The sequence below is a fragment of the Olsenella sp. Marseille-P4559 genome (assembly GCF_900605015.1).
Taxonomy (GTDB): Bacteria; Actinomycetota; Coriobacteriia; order Coriobacteriales; family Atopobiaceae; genus Tractidigestivibacter.
In genome coordinates this window covers 126,399-145,664 of record NZ_LR027573.1, presented here as the reverse complement: position 1 = coordinate 145,664, position 19,266 = coordinate 126,399, and the positions used below count along the sequence as shown (strand labels likewise).

7 protein-coding genes, 3 rRNA genes and 2 pseudogenes are annotated in these 19,266 nt (G+C 63.2%); 10 read left to right on the top strand and 2 right to left on the bottom strand.

Annotation, left to right across the window (positions count from 1 at the left end):
• Nucleotides 1-1,545, bottom strand: coding sequence for a C69 family dipeptidase (locus E0E00_RS00680; protein ID WP_130810475.1), 1,545 nt, complete (start codon nucleotides 1,543-1,545; stop codon nucleotides 1-3).
• A gap of 249 nt (nucleotides 1,546-1,794) precedes the next feature.
• On the opposite strand from E0E00_RS00680, the gene E0E00_RS00675 reads away from it, so the two are divergent.
• Together E0E00_RS00675 and E0E00_RS00670 are read left to right on the top strand one after the other, a co-directional pair.
• Nucleotides 1,795-2,823 (top strand): 3-deoxy-7-phosphoheptulonate synthase, encoded by a 1,029-nt coding sequence (locus E0E00_RS00675; RefSeq protein WP_130810473.1) that lies wholly within the window; start codon nucleotides 1,795-1,797, stop codon nucleotides 2,821-2,823.
• A 192-nt stretch (nucleotides 2,824-3,015) separates the two neighbouring features.
• Nucleotides 3,016-4,062 carry a metallophosphoesterase gene (locus E0E00_RS00670; RefSeq protein ID WP_130810471.1) on the top strand — a complete coding sequence of 349 codons (1,047 nt, stop codon included), beginning with the start codon at nucleotides 3,016-3,018 and terminating at the stop codon, nucleotides 4,060-4,062.
• On the opposite strand, the gene E0E00_RS00665 is transcribed toward E0E00_RS00670, so the two are convergent.
• Nucleotides 4,007-5,047, bottom strand: a complete 1,041-nt coding sequence (locus E0E00_RS00665; RefSeq protein WP_165443478.1) for a bile acid:sodium symporter family protein — start codon at nucleotides 5,045-5,047, stop codon at nucleotides 4,007-4,009. The two genes, E0E00_RS00670 and E0E00_RS00665, sit on opposite strands and share 56 nt — an antisense overlap.
• A gap of 471 nt (nucleotides 5,048-5,518) precedes the next feature.
• Here E0E00_RS00665 and E0E00_RS00660 point away from each other — a divergent pair, with 471 nt between their 5' ends.
• The 8 genes and pseudogenes from E0E00_RS00660 to E0E00_RS15235 form a co-directional block, all read left to right on the top strand.
• Nucleotides 5,519-6,559 carry a dihydrodipicolinate reductase gene (locus E0E00_RS00660; RefSeq protein ID WP_130810467.1) on the top strand — a complete coding sequence of 347 codons (1,041 nt, stop codon included), beginning with the start codon at nucleotides 5,519-5,521 and terminating at the stop codon, nucleotides 6,557-6,559.
• A gap of 302 nt (nucleotides 6,560-6,861) precedes the next feature.
• Nucleotides 6,862-7,638, top strand: coding sequence for a hypothetical protein (locus tag E0E00_RS14210; protein ID WP_165443477.1), 777 nt, complete (start codon nucleotides 6,862-6,864; stop codon nucleotides 7,636-7,638).
• Between the two features lie 461 nt (nucleotides 7,639-8,099).
• Nucleotides 8,100-9,612 (top strand): 16S ribosomal RNA (locus tag E0E00_RS00650).
• Nucleotides 9,613-9,842: 230 nt separating this feature from the next.
• Nucleotides 9,843-12,779 (top strand): 23S ribosomal RNA (locus E0E00_RS00645).
• 101 nt (nucleotides 12,780-12,880) lie between these two features.
• Nucleotides 12,881-12,996, top strand: a 5S ribosomal RNA gene (gene rrf / locus E0E00_RS00640).
• The 16S, 23S and 5S rRNA genes sit together here, the layout of an rRNA operon.
• A gap of 454 nt (nucleotides 12,997-13,450) precedes the next feature.
• Entirely contained in the window at nucleotides 13,451-16,273 is a 2,823-nt protein-coding gene (locus tag E0E00_RS00635; RefSeq protein ID WP_165443476.1) for a BTAD domain-containing putative transcriptional regulator, read from the top strand.
• A gap of 194 nt (nucleotides 16,274-16,467) precedes the next feature.
• Nucleotides 16,468-19,065: pseudogene (secA, locus tag E0E00_RS00630) on the top strand (preprotein translocase subunit SecA); the annotation flags it as partial.
• Between the two features lie 81 nt (nucleotides 19,066-19,146).
• Nucleotides 19,147-19,266, top strand: a pseudogene (locus tag E0E00_RS15235) (SEC-C metal-binding domain-containing protein); the annotation flags it as partial.

Sequence of the window (19,266 nt, the reverse complement as noted above, 5' to 3'; positions counted from 1 at the left end):
TTAGCCGTTGTCCTCATCTTGCGCATCTGAGCGCGCGAAGCGATTGGCCATGTGCATGCTGCGCTCGTAGAGGACCTTGGCGAGAAGTTCGTCGGTCTTCTCGCGCGCGTAGTCTGCCACGTGCTGGTTGGCCTCCTCAAGAGTGTCGATCGCAGCGACGCCGTCTAGCCCCTGGCACCCCACGTGCGCATCCGTCTGCGCAAGCGTGCGCTGCCCCTCGGCCTGGATGTCTTGCTGGTAGGCCTCGATGGCGGGCACGCACTCGGCGTAGTTGGCGTCAGCCATCGCAGCGATGAGGCGGTTTGCCCAGTAGAAGCTCTCGGTCGAGACGTGCTTGGGGTCGGTCTGCTCGAGGTAGGCGGGCGTCTGGCTCACCTGTGCGTAGAACGGCAGTAGCGCATTGAATGGGTTCGAGCCAAAGGCGAGCCATTGAACGTAGCGTGCGGCCTTCGGCCCGTAAGGACGCGCCTGCAGCACGGAGAGCTGGCTGTTGCGGTTGATGCCGATGGGACGATAGCGGCCGCGCGTGGCCTCGGTGCCCATGTGCCCGTAGGGGTCAAAGACGGTCCCCTGGTAGTGGAGCGAGAGCACATGCTTCACGTCCTCAACCGTCAGCTTGCGCTCGGGCACGCTTGCCCAGGGGAGGTCGTTGGACTCGGGGCCAAGCGGCGCCTCGGGGGAGTCCCAGCTCTGTGCATGCGGGTTGAGGAAGCGTTGCATGGACCAGGCGCGCGGCGTGTTGTAGAGGTGGTCCTCGTCGGAGTGGCTGCCAAACGCGTCACGCGGGTTGAAGACCATCTCGTCATCGCCTTCGCCACGCAGGGTGAGGTCCAGGTGGAAGCGGCCCATCCAGTCCGCGAGGTCTGGCGAGCACATGTGCCCATTCTGCTCGCCCAGCGCGTCTGCCAGGTCAAACGAATCGATGCCCAGCTGGTTGGGCATCGTGACGTAGCAGTCGTCCGGCACGCGCTTCGCAATCCAGTGATGGCCGCCCACGGTCTCGAGCCACCAGATCTCGTCGACGTCCGAGAAGGCGATGCCGTTCATCTCGTAGGTGCCGTAGCGATTGAGGAGCTCGCCTAGGATGCGCACGCCGTCGCGAGCGGAGCGCGCATAGGGCAGCACCAGCGTGACCATGTCCTCCTCGCCGATGCCTCCGGATTGCTCGGGCTCGAAGCCGTCACTCTCGGGCGTTCCCTTTGCCGGCCGGTAGACGACCATCGGGTCTGCGCCCAGCACGCGCTCGTTTGTCGTGAGCGTCTCGGTTGCGCTCATGGCCACGCCGCGCGTCGAGAAGCCTGCCTCCTCCCAGAGGCCCCGGGAGAGGTCGGCATTGGGCACGGCCGTGTAGCGTACGTCACCCTCTTCTGGCAGTGGCACCGTGAGGTGTGAGATCTTCGAGGTGTAGCTGGTGCGGCCCCTGGGGTCGATGACGCAGAACCGCTTGGGGTTGAACTCGCCGTTTGCGGAGTCCTCGTTTCTGGCGACGATGGTCGACCCATCGTAGCTGGCCTTCTTGCCAACAAGGATGGTGGTGCAGGGCATGGTGCCTCCTTGGCCTGGTGTGGTGTCGGCGCCTTAAGCCGGCGCATCTCTCGCATGCCATAGTATGCCCAGCCGCTCGGCTGCTGGCGTGCGGCTTGTGGGCATGTTACGGAAGGCGCACGAGTGGCCGCTTGCCGATATGCGCCGTCCTTCGCCCACGTCATACTGTGTGAGAACAAATCGCGGCCTTCTCTGTGGCAATTCTTGCCGGAGCGCAGCCCGCGAGCACGACGAGAGGAACCGCCCACCATGACCATGCACTTCAAGCGCCGCCTGCCCATCCCCATGGAGATTCGCGAGGAGATGCCCCTCTCCGCAGAGATGGCGTCGAGAAAGCCCGCCCTCGATGCCGAGGTCGCCGCCATTATCCGCGGCGAGTCCTCGCGCCGCCTGCTGGTGGCTGGGCCCTGCTCGGCCGACCGCGAGGACTCGGTGCTTGACTATGTCACGCGCCTCGCCAAGCTTGCCGATGAGGTCAAGGACAAGCTCCTTGTGGTACCTCGCGTCTACACCAACAAGCCGCGTACGCGCGGCACCGGCTACAAGGGCCTGCTCCACAACCCCGACCCGGATGCCCCGGCGGACCTTCTCGAAGGCGTGAAGGCCATCCGGCGCATGCACCTGCACGTGGTGGAGGCGACGGGCATGTTCACGGCCGACGAGATGCTTTACCCGGCCAACTACCAGTATCTCGTTGACCTTCTCGCCTATGTTGCCGTGGGCGCGCGCTCGGTTGAGAACCAGGAGCACCGCCTGGTGGCAAGCGGCGTGCCCATGCCCGTGGGCATGAAGAACCCCACGGGCGGCTCCACAGCGGTGCTGCTCAACTCCATCTATGCCGCGCAGGCGCGGCAGACCTTCATCTTCCGCAACTGGGAGGTCGAGACCACCGGAAACCCTCTTGCGCACGCGGTGCTTCGCGGCTACGTGGGGCCGGACGGCACGACGTATCCCAACTACCACTACGAGTACCTCGAGCGCCTTGCGGACAAGTACGATCCCGAGAAGTTCGAGTTCCCTGCGGTGATTATCGACTGCAACCACGACAACTCTGGCAAGAGGCCGCTTGAGCAGCCGCGCATCGTGGACGAGGTGCTCGACTCGGTGCGGCGCTCCGAGCGCGTCGCGGGGCTCTTCCGCGGGTTTATGGTGGAGTCCTACCTCGTGGATGGCAGCCAACCCGTGGGCGGTGGCGTGTACGGGCAGTCCATCACCGACGCGTGCATTGGCTGGGAGGGCACGGAGCGCCTGGTACGCGATATGGCCGAGCGCCTGTAAAGTGAGACAGGGAGACAGTCCCCTTGTCTCATTTCAGCAAGCGATAACCTCCCGTTAAGCTCCTGTCGAGCGTTGCGCCGCTTCGGTGTTGCCTGGCCCATTTTGGCCTCCTGAGCGTTGGCGCTTCAGTGGCATTTAAGCCTCGTGTCCTACCTTGGAATTCAAGGTAGCTGAACGACGAGGGGAGCCACCGTGAGCCTCACGAGAAGACAGTTCATCCAGGCGGGTGCCATCGCCTGCGCATCCGTGACCGCCATCGCCGGGCTCACGTCCGCCGATCCGGCCTCCGCAAGCGAGGACGGCCGTGCCCTCGAACCCTTGACCGACGCTGCGCCTGTCGCCGAGGGAATGTACGGCGCGCTTGTCTCGTCCATGGCGGTCATGAGCGATACGCACGTGGACGACGACGAGCCAGACTACGATGGCAACCTCGAGAACGCCCTCGATGACATTGTGCAGCGCTGGGATGCCGTAGACTCAATCGTCCTCAACGGTGACCTGACCAACAACGGCTACCAGTACCAGTACGACATCTTCAAGCGGCGCGCAAAGGCTGCGGGCCTCTCGTTTCCCCAGTCGTTCACCTGCGTGATGGGCAACCACGAGCAGATGGGTGACGACAGCTATACGCCAGAAGGCGTCGAGAGCCTCCACGCCAACTTCCTGGGGAGGACGAACAACAGCTCGGTCTACTACGACCGCTACGTGGGAGGCTCGCATGTGATCGTGCTCGGGCCAGACGAGTACGTCTCGCCCGATGACGTCTCGTCAACTGACACCTTTCGGCTCAGCTCTACGCAGCTGTCCTGGCTCTCGGGCCTTCTCGATGAGGACGAGGCTGCGGGCGCGCCGTCGTTTGTCTTTGTCCACGAGCCCCTGAAGTACACCGTCACGGACTCCTTTCCCGGCGGGTGGGGCCACGACAACTCCCTCGAGGACGACGATGACGTCCGCTCCGTGATCTTCTCGCACCCGGGGACCATCCTCTTCAGCGGTCACACCCATGCGTACCCCGACGTGGTCCAGCGTAGCCGTGGCACCAACCTCTTTGTGGGTACGGGATCTGTGGCCTACGCCTACGCCCAGGGCGAGACCTACCTCGCCGATGACGATAGCTACGACTCATTCGGCTGGTTGGTTCGCCATCACGAGCAGGCCGTCGAGTTCTGCATGCGAGACTTCCTCAACCACGAGTGGGTCTCGGGCTCGCACTACGCGTATTCGCTCGAACAGGTCTAGTACACGTCGCCACCACTGGTGTGCCTGCGTCCTTCTCGCCGGTTTCCGGCGAGAAGGTGCGCGAGAACATGCGGCCAAAGACGGCGGCAAGGAACTGGTTGAAGAGCGTCCCCGTCATCACAGGAAACATGGTCGCTGCGGGAAAGTACGTCTGCGCAATGACGGCACCCGCCGAGATGTTTCGCAGAGCCGAGCAGAACGTGAGCGTCACGGATCGCTCGCGTCCCAGGCCCATGAGGCGCGCTGCCGCAAAGCCCCACAGGTAGCCCGAGGACGCCATGAGCGCGATAAACACCATGACGCCGGCCAGCTCGGGCGTGAGGCTGAACATGAAGTCGTGAAGGCTCGCGGAGTTGGTCGTGATCACCAGGATTACGAAAATGCGGGCGAGAGGGGCCAGGGCAGGGGAGAGCTGCGTCTCGGTGCGACCGTCCGTTACCTGGTTGAGCGCCGTGGCCGCCAAGGCGGGCACGGCAATCATGGCCAGCATGTCAATGAACATGCCGGCGGCGTCCACCTGAACCGTGGCCCCAACCAGAAGGCCAAGCGTTGCAGGGATGGTCACGGGCGAGATGAGCGTCGAGATGAGAAGCGTGCCCAGGGCAAGCGACATGTCGCCTGCGTAGATGCCAATCCACATCGTCGAGGTGACGGCGATAGGCACGGAGTACTCAAGCACGATGCCCGCGACAATACTGGGGTCCGAGAAGAGAAGGCCTCCCAGTACCCGGCCCATGAGGGGCATAAGCACCTGGGAGATAGCTATGGCAGCCAGCATGGGGGCGGGCCGCCTAAAGGTGCGTGCGAGGTTGTGGAAATTGTTCCCCAGCGAACCCTGGAAGGTCACAAAGGCAAACATGGGCGTGATAAGGGGCTTAAGCGGGATAAACACGTTGGGTGCGCAGACGCCAAGCGCCAGGCAGAGTGGGACGAGAAACACCATGTTGTGGGCGATGGTGTCACCCAGGCGCTTCCATGCAGTCATGCGACGCGGCTCCCCTCTCCCTGCAAGGACGAAAGACAGCCTAGGCGCCACGTGTTTCTCCGTTGCGTCAGAGCCGTTGCGAACTGCAACATGCGCAAGAACACCACGCCGGGAGTGGGGCTGGGCGGTCACGCCGATGCTAGTCCTTCTCGTTCGCGGAGTGCAGCAGCTTCTCAAGGCGCTCGCGATTAATCCACACGTGAGCCAGCGCGCAGAGCAGAAAGAGCACCACCATGGCAATGCCCTGGCATGCAGATACCCCTGGCGTGATTCTGGGCCCGAGACAGGACGCACCGTCTGCCCCAGCCAACGCATTGAGTGCTTCGGGCGCATGCCCTTGTCGGCCTTGCCGTTGCCCGCGTATACCCGCCCGCTTGGCGTATGAGGACTGGCGGTGCGCGGATTCTCGGGAACCAAAAGAATAAGCTCCGAGTCCGCGGGGCTAGAGCAGGCTGTGGGGAAGGGGTTCCTATGAGTCAGAGACCAGTTAGGGTTGTCCAATACGGATGCGGCAAGATGGCCAAGTACATCATTCGCTACCTACACGAACACGGAGGTCAGCTGGTTGGTGCCATCGATACCAACCCAGATCGCGTGGGCATGGACGCCGGAGACTATGCCGGTCTGCCGGTGAAGCTCGGCGTCAAGATCTCGGACAATGCGGACGAGGTCCTTGACGAGTGTGCGCCCGACATCGCAATCGTCACGCTCTTCTCGCTGGTAGACGACATTGCGCCCATGGTCGAGAAGTGCGTGGGTCGCGGCATCTCCGTCGTGACCACCTGCGAGGAGGCCACGTTCCCGTGGACTACGTCGGCTGCGACCACCAACCGCCTGGACGCCATTGCCAAGGAGACCGGGGCGACCATCGTGGGTGCCGGCATGGAGGACGTGTTCTGGATTCGCATCGTCGGCTTGCTTGCAGGCGCCTGCAACAGCATCACCAAGATTGAGGGCTCTGTCTCGTATAACGTTGAGGAATACGGTCTTGCCCTCGCTGAGGCGCACGGCGTTGGCCTCACTGCCGACGAGTTCGAGAAGACCCTAGCCCACCCCGAGGAAATCGTCCCCTCCTATGTGTGGAACTCCAACGAGTGCCTGGCCCAGGAGCTGGGCCTCACGGTGAGCGAGGTCATCCAGGAGAACGTCCCCTACATCGCGGAGAGGGACACCTACTCCGAGACCATGGGCGCGACCATCCCCGCAGGCAAGGTCCTTGGCATGAACACGCGCGTCACTACGAGGACCTACCAGGGCATCGATATCGTGACCTCGCAGATTGGCAAGGTCTATGGTCCGGATGATGGTGACCTGTGCGACTGGAAGATCTCCGGCGAGCCTGATACCGCCTTCCACGTTGAGAAGCCCGCCACGGTCGAGCACACTTGCGCAACCATCGTGAACCGCATCCCTACGGTGCTTGCCGCAGCCCCTGGCTACCATACCGTCGACGAGCTCGAGCCGCTGCGCTTCCAGACCGAGCCCATGCGCTTGGACGAGTTCGACTTCTAGGCATATACAGCACGTTGCTCGCACGAAATGCCCCTCCGGCACCGGCTTGGTGCCGGAGGTCTCTTTGCACGCGTCTGTGGCTATCGCCCCTCTGGCGTCAACGCACTCCAAGAAGCACCCCTTCCACTGCGATTCCCAACTAGGTGGTCAATTTGCGTAGGCGAGCAATTCCGAGGAAAGGCGGTCAGCTTTGCCGCAATAATAATTTGCTTCTAAAGGAAAAGGTGTGGCAATTCCCAGCCTACGGGCACGGACTTATGGGCTACGGCCCTCACATCACGCAAGACAGGAGAAAATCGTACATGGCCACAAGAGCAGAGATTATGGAGAAGCTCGGCGAGGTCCAGCATATGCTGAACATTGCCCGTCACAACCGCAAGGAGCAGGAAGAGGCCACCGACGCCAACGTTGCGCGCGTGCTCGCGCTTCTGCGTCTCAAGAGCGAGATTTCCGTCGAGGAGATGTCGACCGTCCTCGGCATTGGCACCGAGTCCCTCGGAACTACGCTTGGTAACATGGCAAGCGATGACCTCGTCGTGGTAACTAAGGACGAGGATGGCAACGCTGGGTCCGTTGCCCTGGGCGAGAAGGGCCAGGAGGAGCAGCCCAAGCTGCGCGACCTCCAGAACGTCGCGCTTGATGGGTTCACGGATGACGAGGTGGACGAGCTCGCCTCACTCCTTGACCGCATTGAGGCTGGCGTTGCAACCGAGATTGGTGGGGACTGGAAGGAGCGCGAGCAGGAGCGCCTTTCCAGGAAGCGCGACGATCGCGGCGACCGCAAGCCGTTTGATCGTGGGGGCGACCGCGGCGACCGTGGTGGCAACGACCGCGGCGGCTACCGCGGCAACAATGACCGGGGCGGGTATCGCGGCAGCTCCGACCGCGGCGGCTACCGTGGCGACCGCGGTGGCTATCGCGGCGGCAACGACCGCGGCGGCTACCGTGGCGGCAGCTACCGTGGCGACCGTGGTGGGTATCGCGGTAACGATCGCGGCGGCTACCGTGGCGACCGCGGTGGCTATCGCGGCGGCAACGATCGTGGCGGCTACAACCGCAACTACCGCTCGAACGACTAAGCTCGCGCCGCGTGTAATCGTCTAGGCAAGGAGACGTCTATGGGGGCAACGGGGGCAATCCCGTTGCCCCTTTTTCGATGGGTAAGCGTCCATGCACCGTAGGGAAGGGCCAGCAGGAGGTCCAACTCGCCGAGAAGCCACACGTGCCCTTGTCCGCCCCTGCAATCCGCGTTTGTGTGCAAACCATGGATGTCCCCCCCTCCCCCTTCCCCCCGCCCCGCGGGGGGCGTATATTACTTCCTCGCGCGGCGCGCCCCAAGCGGGAGGCGCCGCGGGGCACCCTGAGAACCGGATACCGTGTCCGAGAGATCGGACGACGAAGGACAGACTAGCGATGCTCGAATGCCGGGGGCGACCCCGGCGCCGAGTCGATTCCAGTGAAGTCCGAGACCGGCGTGGTCTTGGAGCGGGACCCGGACATCCGTCGCGAAGGAGACAGACGCCGCCCCCGGGCGGCGCTCCGAACGGAGAGTTCGATCCTGGCTCAGGATGAACGCTGGCGGCGCGCCTAACACATGCAAGTCGAACGGCCGGACCCCCCCGGGGGGCGAGGCAGTGGCGAACGGCTGAGTAACACGTGGGCAACCTGCCCCCCTCCCCGGGACAGCCTCGGGAAACCGTGGGTGATACCGGATGGGCCGCCCCCTCCGCATGGGGGGGCGGGAAAGCTCCGGCGGGGGGGGATGGGCCCGCGGCCTGTTAGCCAGTTGGCGGGGCAACGGCCCACCAAGGCGATCATGGGTAGCTGGGTTGAGAGACCGACCAGCCAGATTGGGACTGAGACACGGCCCAGACTCCTACGGGAGGCAGCAGTGGGGAATCTTGCGCAATGGGCGGAAGCCTGACGCAGCGACGCCGCGTGCGGGAGGGAGGCCCTCGGGTCGTAAACCGCTTTCAGCAGGGACGAGGCCGCGAGGTGACGGTACCTGCAGAAGAAGCCCCGGCTAACTACGTGCCAGCAGCCGCGGTAACACGTAGGGGGCGAGCGTTATCCGGATTCATTGGGCGTAAAGCGCTCGTAGGCGGCCCGTCTGGTCGGGAGTCAAATGCGGGGGCCCAACCCCCGGCCGCTCCCGATACCGGCGGGCTTGAGTGTGGTAGGGGAAGGCGGAACTCCCGGTGTAGCGGTGGAATGCGCAGATATCGGGAGGAACACCGGTGGCGAAGGCGGCCTTCTGGGCCACCACTGACGCTGAGGAGCGAAAGCTGGGGGAGCGAACAGGATTAGATACCCTGGTAGTCCCAGCCGTAAACGATGGACACTAGGTGTGGGGGGGACGCCCCTCCGTGCCGCAGCCAACGCATTAAGTGTCCCGCCTGGGGAGTACGGCCGCAAGGCTGAAACTCAAAGGAATTGACGGGGGCCCGCACAAGCAGCGGAGCATGTGGCTCAATTCGAAGCAACGCGAAGAACCTTACCAGGGCTTGACATCCCGGTGAAGCGGCGGAGACGCCGTGGCCGAGAGGAGCCGGGACAGGTGGTGCATGGCTGTCGTCAGCTCGTGTCGTGAGATGTTGGGTTAAGTCCCGCAACGAGCGCAACCCCCGTCGCATGTTGCCAGCGGTCCGGCCGGGCACCCATGCGAGACCGCCGGCGCCAAGCCGGAGGAGGGCGGGGACGACGTCAAGTCATCATGCCCCCCATGCCCTGGGCTGCACACGTGCTACAATGGCCGGCACAGCGGGCTGCCAGGCGGCGACGCCGAGCGAATCCCCAAAGCCGGCCCCAGTTCGGACCGGGGGCTGCAACCCGCCCCCGCGAAGCCGGAGTTGCTAGTAATCGCGGATCAGCACGCCGCGGTGAATGCGTTCCCGGGCCTTGTACACACCGCCCGTCACACCACCCGAGTCGACTGCACCCGAAGTCGCCGGCCCAACCCGCGAGGGGGGGAGGCGCCGAAGGCGTGGCCGGCGAGGGGGGTGAAGTCGTAACAAGGTAGCCGTACCGGAAGGTGCGGCTGGATCACCTCCTTTCTAGGGAGACACCCCAGAGAGAAAGACAGAGACGGACGGGTCCCGCCGACCACGCCCGCCGGCCTGCCACCTTCGCCGCGCCGCGAGGCGCACGGCGTCCGGTCCCCGGGGCCAGCCCCCGCCGCACCCTGAGAGCCGCATAGCGTGACGCAAGCAAGAAGATTCTCCATTAGTGGATCGCATCATGCACGATTGGATACGTGAAAGAGGGGCGCCGGCCGAGTGCCGGCGCGAAGGATACCAAGGGCACGAGGTGGATGCCTTGGCACAGGAAGCCGACGAAGGACGCGACAAGCCGCGATAGTCCACGGCCAGGGGCACATGCCCGCACGAGCCGTGGGTCTCCGAATGGGAGAACCCGCCGGGACTTGAGGCCCGGCGCCCGCCTCCGGAACACATATGGTGGCGGGGGGCGACCGGGGGAACTGAAACATCTAAGTACCCCGAGGAAGAGAAATCAAACGAGATTCCCCGAGTAGCGGCGAGCGAAAGGGGACCAGGCCAAACCGGCGCGCGGGAGGCCGCCGCCGGGGTTGTGGGGCCCGCCACACGGCAGTCAGAAAGGCGAGAGGCAGCGGAACGGCCTGGGAGGGCCGGCGAGACAGGGTCACAGCCCCGTACGCGAAGCCCCGCGCCCTGCCGGTGGGCACCCGAGTACCGCCGGGCACGTGAGACCCGGTGGGAAGCCGGGGGGACCACCCTCCAAGCCTGAACACTCTCCTGTGACCGATAGTGGACCAGTACCGCGAGGGAAAGGTGAAAAGCACCCCGGGAGGGGAGTGAAACAGCACCTGAAACCGCGTGCCCACAAGCAGTCGGAGCGGCCGCTCGCGGCCGTGACGGCGTGCCTTTTGTAGAATGAGCCAGCGAGTTGCGGTGCGCGGCGAGGCCAAGCCGCGAAGCGAGCCGTAGCGAGAGCGAGTCCGAACAGGGCGAGCAGTCGCGCGCCGCAGACGCGAAGCCGGGTGAGCTACCCACGGGCAGGCTGAAGCGGGGGTAAGACCCCGTGGAGGGCCGAACCCACCTAGGTTGAAAACTGGGGGGATGACCCGCGGGTAGGGGTGAAAGGCCTATCAGACCCGGAGATATCTCGTTCTCCCCGAAATAGCTTTAGGGCTAGCCTCGGGCGCTCACCCTGGGGGGTAGAGCACCGGATGGCCGCGGGGGCCTCACCGCCTGCCAAAGCCAACCGAACTCCGAATACCCAGGGCCCGGAGCCCGGGAGTCAGAGCGCGTGGGCTAAGCCGCGCGCTCGAGAGGGAAACAGCCCAGACCGCCCGCCAAGGCCCCCAAGTCCGTGCCGAGTGGCAAAGGATGTGCGTCTGCCCAGACAACCAGGATGTTGGCTCAGAGGCAGCCACCCATTCGAAGAGTGCGTAACAGCTCACTGGTCGAGTGGACACGCGCCGACAATACACGGGGCTAAGCACGGCGCCGAAGCGGCGGGCCGGACCGAGTCCGGCGGTAGGGGAGCTTCCCGTCGGGGGCGAAGCCGGGCGACGACGCCCGGTGGACCCGCCGGGAGTGAGGATGCTGGCATGAGTAGCGAGAGCGGCGTGGCGAAACGCCGCCGCCGTGAACCCAAGGTTTCCTGGGCGAGGCTAGTCCTCCCAGGGTCAGTCGGGGGCTAAGGCGAGGCCGGGAGGCGTAGCCGACGCACAGCAGGCCGACATTCCTGCACCCCCGTGGTGGCGCTACGACCGATGGGGCGACGGAGGAGGGTAGCTCGGCGGGGTTCTGGACGTCCCCGCGATGGCGCGTAGGGCGGCACCCGGCGAAGCGCGGGTGCCGGGTGCCCGAGGCGCCGGACGAAGCGACCGAGCGAAGCGAGTGAGCCCATGCTCCCGAGAAAAACCCCTAGGCAGCCGCCCGGGGCCCGTACCGCAGACCGACACAGGTGGGTGGGTAGAGAATACCAAGGCGATCGGGAGAACCATGGTTAAGGAACTCGGCAAAACCACCCCGTAACTTCGGGAGAAGGGGTGCCGCCTCGGGTGATGGGACCGGCTCCCGGAGCCCGGGGCGGCCGCAGCGGAACGGTCCAAGCGACTGTTTACCAAAAACACAGGACCCTGCCGAAGCCGTAAGGCGACGCATAGGGTCTGACGCCTGCCCGGTGCCGGAAGGTCACGAGGAGCCGTCAGCTCCGGCGAAGCGGCGAATCCAAGCCCCGGTAAACGGCGGCCGTAACTATAACGGTCCTAAGGTAGCGAAATTCCTTGTCGGGTAAGTTCCGACCTGCACGAAAGGCGCAACGACTTGGACGCTGTCTCAACCATGGCCCCGGCGAAATTGCACTAGTCGTGAAGATGCGACTTACCCGCAGAAGGACGGAAAGACCCCGTGAACCTTTACTGCAGCTTGGCATTGGCCGCCGGTCCGTCGCGTAGAGGATAGGTGGGAGACCGTGAGCCCGGGACGCCAGTCCCGGGGGAGTCGCCCTTGGAATACCACCCCCGACGAGCTGGCGTCCTAACCCGCGGCCGTGAGCCGGCGCGGGGACCGTGCCAGGTGGGTAGTTTGACTGGGGCGGTCGCCTCCCAAAGAGTAACGGAGGCGCGCGAAGGTCTGCTCTGGGCGGTCGGCAACCGCCCGCGAGAGTGCAAGAGCGCAAGCAGGCCTGACTGCGAGACGGACAGGTCGAGCAGGTGGGAAACCAGGCTCTAGTGATCCGGCGGCCCGGCGTGGGACGGCCGTCGCTCAACGGATAAAAGGTACTCCGGGGATAACAGGCTGATCTTCCCCAAGAGTCCACATCGACGGGAAGGTTTGGCACCTCGATGTCGGCTCATCGCATCCTGGGGCTGGAGCAGGTCCCAAGGGTATGGCTGTTCGCCATTCAAAGCGGTACGCGAGCTGGGTTCAGAACGTCGTGAGACAGTTCGGTCCCTATCCTCTGCGGGCGCAGGAGATCTGAGGGAGGCTGCCCCCAGTACGAGAGGACCGGGGTGGACGGACCTCCGGTGCGCGGGTTGTCAACCAATGGCACTGCCCGGTAGCCGAGTCCGGTCGGGATAACCGCTGAAGGCATCTAAGCGGGAAGCCCGTCCCGAGATGAGATCTCCCTTCGGTAAGGCCACTCGTAGACCACGAGTTCGATAGGCCGCAGGTGCAAGGCGGGCGACCGCCTCAGCCGAGCGGCACTAATCGGCCGAGCTCCTCCGCATTGCCCCTCGCAGGGCGGTCCGCCGGAGAGCACGCCTGCGCGCGCTGTGCGGCCCCCAGGGCCCGGCACGGGCTCCCCCCGGAGGCGAAACGCCCCGTGCCGGCCGGCGGCCATGGCAGGGGGGGCGCACCCGGTCCCATCCCGAACCCGGAAGTTAAGCCCCCGAGCGCCGAGCGTACTGCGGGGTAAGCCCGTGGGAGACCAGGTCGCCGCCGGCCGGCAGGGGGCGTTTCCGCCAGGGGAGGGCCCCGCGCGACGCGCGGGGCCCTCTTCGTGTCTCGCAGATGCTGCCGGGAGTGGGGTTCACCTTGCCTGCGCTGTGAATGACTTAATTCGCATCCTCTGTCATGTTTCTTGCAGCTATCTGACACAATTCGTTTGCCGTTCACCCGGTTTCTCATTTTTTGAAGACATATCAATGATAGGTTTCGGTCACCAGGATTTTGGGCGGTGACCCAACCAGACTCATCGCCCCACTAAAGCTTATTTGTCTAAGTGAGGTGTTGCGCCATGCCCGTCAAGGTCCATCGCTGTTCTCAAGTATCGCCTCCTGAAGATCTGGAGTCACCCGCAAGGAGAATGTCCTCGTGGCCCCTCACCCCGCGCATCATTTCTTCTTTCCTGTCTGGTTCTTGCCCATCCAGTTTTTTCGTGATGTGCTCAGAGCCAGGCATGGGAAAGACCACGGCCCTTCGGTCCCTTATCACTATTGGCAGACGATCGTCCACGACGCATTTCCTACGCTTACATGGGATAGAACCCATTGCTGCCGCAAAGAAGCTCGCGCGCTTTGCTCGCCAAGTTGAACGAGAGGCCCTTTCGGACAGGGGGGTCGTTGTTGCTCTCGATGATATACCCGCTGGGGATGATGCGACTGTTGACCGAGAGGTCTTTTCCATCTCGAGGATGGTCGCTGCTGGAGCAACAGTTGCGGTCTCCATGCTTCCTGAGGACGAGCTGCTGGCTGAGCGGCTTTCTGGTGGTATACGCCTCTCATCAAGAGAGCTTCTCGTTTCGGAGGTCCTTGACCTTGGTCCGAGTGACCCTCTTTATGAGGTGCTCTCGCTTACCGGTGGCATTCCTTCTCTTGTAAGCGCATTGCTGAGAGACAACGGGGCCCTGCAGGGAAGCAGACTTGTTGTCAGCAGCACATATTACGATGCATTAGGGCATCTTATTGGGTCTACGCTAAGGGCCGGTCTTCTCGATGAAGAAATATCGCTCCGCTTGGCAATGCTGCTTCTTGGACAGGGGACTTTCGATGATGTTGCCAGCTTGACGTGTGCCAACCCAGCAGAGCTGGCACTCAGCCTTGAAAAGTATGCCCCGCTCTTCGGCGTTTCTTGTCACGAATCCATTTTCCGCTGCTACGGCATCGATACGCTCGACGGCCTTGGTGCATGTGCTCCTGTCCTCGCGACAAAGGTCATGGCCTGGCAGCCCATATTTGATTCTGCCCTTAACGTACTGATTGAGAGGGGCGAGTATGGGCGTGCTGCGATCATTGCTCGAATGACTTCCTCGACCGAGGCAATCGCTACCGTCATAGACCACGCTGAGGACTTTGTATGCGCCGGAGAGCTTGGCCTCGTACGAAGCGTGGTGGGGCCAGCCCAAGCCCAGATGCTCGTCTCTCCCGAAAGGGCTGCGTGCGTTGCGTGCACCCTCTCTGCGCTCGGAGACAAGGCTGCCAGGCTTCCGGAGGACTGGGGCCTGCAGCGTGGTGGAGGTATGCCCCTCAAGGCCGAAGCGCGCGCCGCAGACATCCTCCTGACCGCCTGCCGTGCAGCACTTGCGGGCGATAACATCTCCGTGCCCTCTGGTGGTGAGGGGCAGCTTGAGGGCCTTGCCGTGCATCTCCAAGCCATCCAGCTTTTGCGGGATGGACGCCCTAGTGCCGTTCAGCGCATAGTGGGTCCCTACGCCTTTTCCAGCCTGGAGGGTACGCTTGCCGGTGCACTGCTGCGTCTAGATGCATGCATTGCCCGAACGCTTCTAGGTGACATCCAGTCGGATGATGAACCGTGTACCGAGGCTAGGGACTTCCTTGCTCGCAACGGCTTTTTGGCATTGCGCGACGAAGACTCCTTCCTGCTTGTCTTGGATGCGCTCATGCGGGGCTCTTGTGACCTCCCATCGATAGACGCGTTGGCAAGTGCTGCGGAACGCGCGGGAAACGAGCTTGTCCGCGTGGCCGCTCTCGTGATGGGCGCGGCTGCCGAGTATGTGTTAGGTGATTATCGCGGCGCTCGCCTCAGGAGTTCGGTTGCTGCTGCCACTGCGGGAAGGGCGGGATTCACCCATCTCGAGGCTGAGGTGTCTATCCTGTGCAGGGCAGCTATGGGTTCCGATTGCAGCGATGAGGCTCCCCCAGACTGGGAGGGCGCCTGCGATACCAAGGAGCTCTCCACCGTCGCCGCGCTGGTTCGTGCCTCCTTAGAGGAGGAGTTTTCTGCTGATGTCCTTCGCATTCGGGAGAGCCTGATTTTTCCCAGCGATGAGATGTGGCTTCTCAGGGTTTTGATTTCTGGAAGCGGGGATATCCCACGGCGAATAAGGGAGCTCATTCCGCATGCCTGGATAGCTGTGCTTGAGCCAGCTCTAGCCGAGTCGCCGCGTTCCCGGAGTGTTCAGAGGCTAAGCCGGAGAGACCCCGTCCCTCGTGACAGCAGCGTGGTTCATGAGGTGGCTGCGGGTGCGCGCATGAGACTCTGCCTGCTTGGGGGATTCTCTCTCTATGCCGATGGCGAGCCGGTTCCCGAGTGGCGCATCGAGAGGCGCTCTGCAAAGGCGATGCTGGTGTTTGTCGCACTCCACCCAAAGCTGACAGCAAAGAGATACGAGATTATCGAGCAGCTCTGGCCAGACTGTGACTACAAAGCCGGACTGGACAAGATCTATCAGGCCACCAGCACGCTGCGGCGAGAAGTGGGTGCTGTCGCACCGGATCTGGACCTCTTCCTCGGGGGCAGAGGCGATAAGTCTGTATCGCTCGATTCCTCACTTCTCGAATGCGACTTTATGGAGTTCGCGAAAGCTGCGAGGGAGGTCTTGGCCTCGGAGGGAGATGATGAACGTGCTCTAGAGGCAGTCTTGAGGGCCGAGAAGATCTATGCAGGAGACCTCTTCGTACCTACCAGGGACGTCTCGGGCTATGTCGTGGCGCGACGCCTGGAGTTGCGGGAGCTGTACGCTGACGCTATGGTCGCAGGGGCTGAGGCGGCGTTGAGGCTTGGCCGATTTAGGATCTCTGCTCGACTCGCGGACGCTGCGACAATGGCGGATGACCTTCGCGAGGATGCGGCAGAGGTTCTCATACGGGCCCTCCGTGCAAGCGGACGGGTGTTTGAGGCGGAGCAGCGCTACAGGAGATACGCGGTGCGCTTCGTCGACCGCACTCACATGCCTCCCCCAAAGCGCCTGAGGAAGGCGGTGGACGAAGGAGGGCATGGGGAAGACGGTGGATCTGCTCGACGCATCGGAAACAGCCCCTAGCAAGTTGAGCCTTGCGCGCCTCGGTTGCCGCCTGTTGGCCACAGGCCCGGTAAACGCGTATAGACACCGGGAATACAGTGCGCTTTTGGTGAGACCACGCACCTTGCTGCCATGGTGAGTTTGCTATGGGTAAAGTGAAAAAGCGCATGCGTCGGTGGATGGTCACCGCCCATCAAGAGTGTGAAGGATTGCCCATGCCAAACTTTCTCTCCAAATTGCTGTCAGCCGGAGCCGACAAGGACCTCAAGGAATACCAGCGCATCACTGCGCACATCAACGACCTTGAACCGCGCTTCGCTGCAATGGACGACGAGGAGCTGAGCGGCCAAACAAAGCTGTTCCGCGAGCGCGTTGAGAATGGTGAGACGCTCGACGACCTTCTCCCCGAGGCCTTTGCCGCTGTGAGGGAGGCCTCTTGTCGTACGACGGGCATGCGTCACTTTGACGTGCAGATCATCGGCGGCATTGCCCTGCACAGGGGCACGATTGCCGAGATGAAGACCGGTGAGGGCAAGACCCTCGTCTCGACCCTCGCCGGCTATCTCAATGCCCTCGATGGCAAGGGCGTGCATATCGTGACCGTGAACGACTACCTGGCCAAGCGAGACAGCGAGTGGATGGGCCAGATCTATCGCTTCATGGGCATGAAGGTCGGGCTTCTCCAAAATGGCATGAGGCTCAACCTCAAGAAGCCCGCCTACCAGTCCGACGTCACCTACGGTACGAACTCTGAGTTTGGCTTTGACTACCTGCGCGACAACATGGTCACGCGACCAAGCTTGCGCGTCCAGCGCGGCCACCGCTACGCCATCGTTGACGAGGTTGACTCCATCCTCATCGACGAGGCGCGCACGCCGCTCATCATCTCTGGCGCGGGGACGAAGTCGGCGGGTACCTACAAGGACTTTGCCCGAGCTGTTCGTGGCCTTACGTCGGACGTCGACTTTGTGATGGATGAGGCCAAGCACACCATTGCTGCGACCGATGGGGGTCTCAAGAAGATCGAGCGCAGCCTGGGTATTGATGACATCTACGCCGATCCCTCGGGCCAGCTGGTGAACCACCTTCAGCAGGCGCTCAAGGCGCAGTATATGTTCCATCGTGATCAGCAGTACGTCGTGGTCGACGGCGAGGTCAAGATTGTCGACGAGTTCACGGGCCGCATCATGGAGGGCAGGCGCTACTCCGAGGGCCTGCACCAGGCAATCGAGGCCAAGGAAGGCGTGCTCGTGCGCGAGGAGAACCAGACGCTCGCCACAATCACCCTCCAGAACTACTTCCTCATGTATGACAAGCTCTCCGGCATGACGGGCACTGCCATGACCGAGGATGCCGAGTTCCGCGAGGTCTATCACGTCCCTGTGCAGGTGATTCCGCCCAACAAGCCAGTTATCCGCGTTGACCACGAGGACCTTGTCTACAAGACCGTCACCGCCAAGTTCGATGCGGTTGCTGATGACGTTGCCGAGCGCCACGCCAACGGCCAGCCATGCCTTGTTGGCACGGTCTCGATCGAGAACTCTGAGCGCCTCTCTCGCATCTTGGACAAGCGCGGGATCAAGCACAGCGTGCTCAACGCAAAGTACCACGAGCGCGAGGCTCAGATTGTGGCGCAGGCAGGTCGCGAGGGAGCCGTGACCATCGCGACCAACATGGCCGGCCGCGGTACGGATATTCTTCTGGGTGGCAACCCCAAGGCCATGGCGGAGGACATGCTTCGTGAGCAGGGCTTCTATGTGCCGACCAAGGAGGGCGAGGAGCCCCTTCTGCCAACCGAGGAACAGCGCGCTGCCACACTGGAGAAGGCCAAGGCTATCTGCGACAAGGAGCGCGAGGCCGTGGTGGCTGCCGGCGGCCTCGCTGTCATCGGCACCGAGCGCCACGAGAGCCGTCGTATCGACAACCAGCTGCGTGGCCGCTCCGGCCGTCAGGGTGACCCCGGTGAGACCCAGTTCTACCTCTCGCTCGAGGATGACCTCATGCGCCTCTTTGGCGGTGATCGCATGGATCGCATCGCTGCGATGATGACCAGGTACAACATGCCTGACGACATGCCCATCAAGGCGAAGATTGTGACGCGCGCCGTCGAGAGCGCCCAGCGCAAGGTCGAGGAGGTTAACTTTGCCATGCGCAAGAACGTCCTCGACTACGATGACGTGATGAACAAGCAGCGCCAGGTCATCTACGAAGAGCGCAACAAGATTCTGGATGGCAAGGACCTCATGAGCCACGTGGAGGAGGTCACCTACGATACCGTCCAGCGCAAGGTGAATGAGTACTGCTCCGAGGCGATTGACCCGGAGGAGTGGGACCTTGCTGGTCTCGGCAAGTGGGTCTGTGACCTTACGGGTCGTACGGATGCGCCTGCCTTCACCGTCGACTCCGACCAGGGAGACATCATCGACGGAATCGATACCTTTGTTGGCACCTGCTACAAGGATAAGGAGCAGCGCCTGGGCGACCAGATCATGAGCGACCTTTCCGCGCAGGTCATGCTTCGTGTCATAGATACCCGCTGGATGACCTACCTGCAGGAGATGGACTACCTCAAGACCGGCATTGGCCTTCGCGGCTACGGCCAGCGCGATCCTCTCGTCGAGTACAAAAGCGAGGCATATGCTGCGTTTACCGAGCTCGTCAATACGATGTACGAGGACTTTCTCCGCACAATCCTCCGTATCGAGGTTGCCGTGCGCCCTCCGGCTCCCGCGAAGTCCCAGGGTGACGAGGAAGCCCTTTCGGACGAGCTGCGTGGTGCCCAGTACTCTGGTCCGGCCGAGGTTGACGGCGACCACGGCTCCCCTGCGCGTCGTCCCGCAGCTCAGGCCACGCGGCAGCAGGGCGGCAACAACAATGCCAACGCCGGCGTCGGCAAGCCCCGCACCTATCGCAAGGATGAGGACCCAGACCCTTACGTTGGCGTGGGAAGGAACGACCCCTGCCCCTGCGGGAGCGGTAAGAAGTTCAAGAACTGCCACGGCAGGAATAGGTAG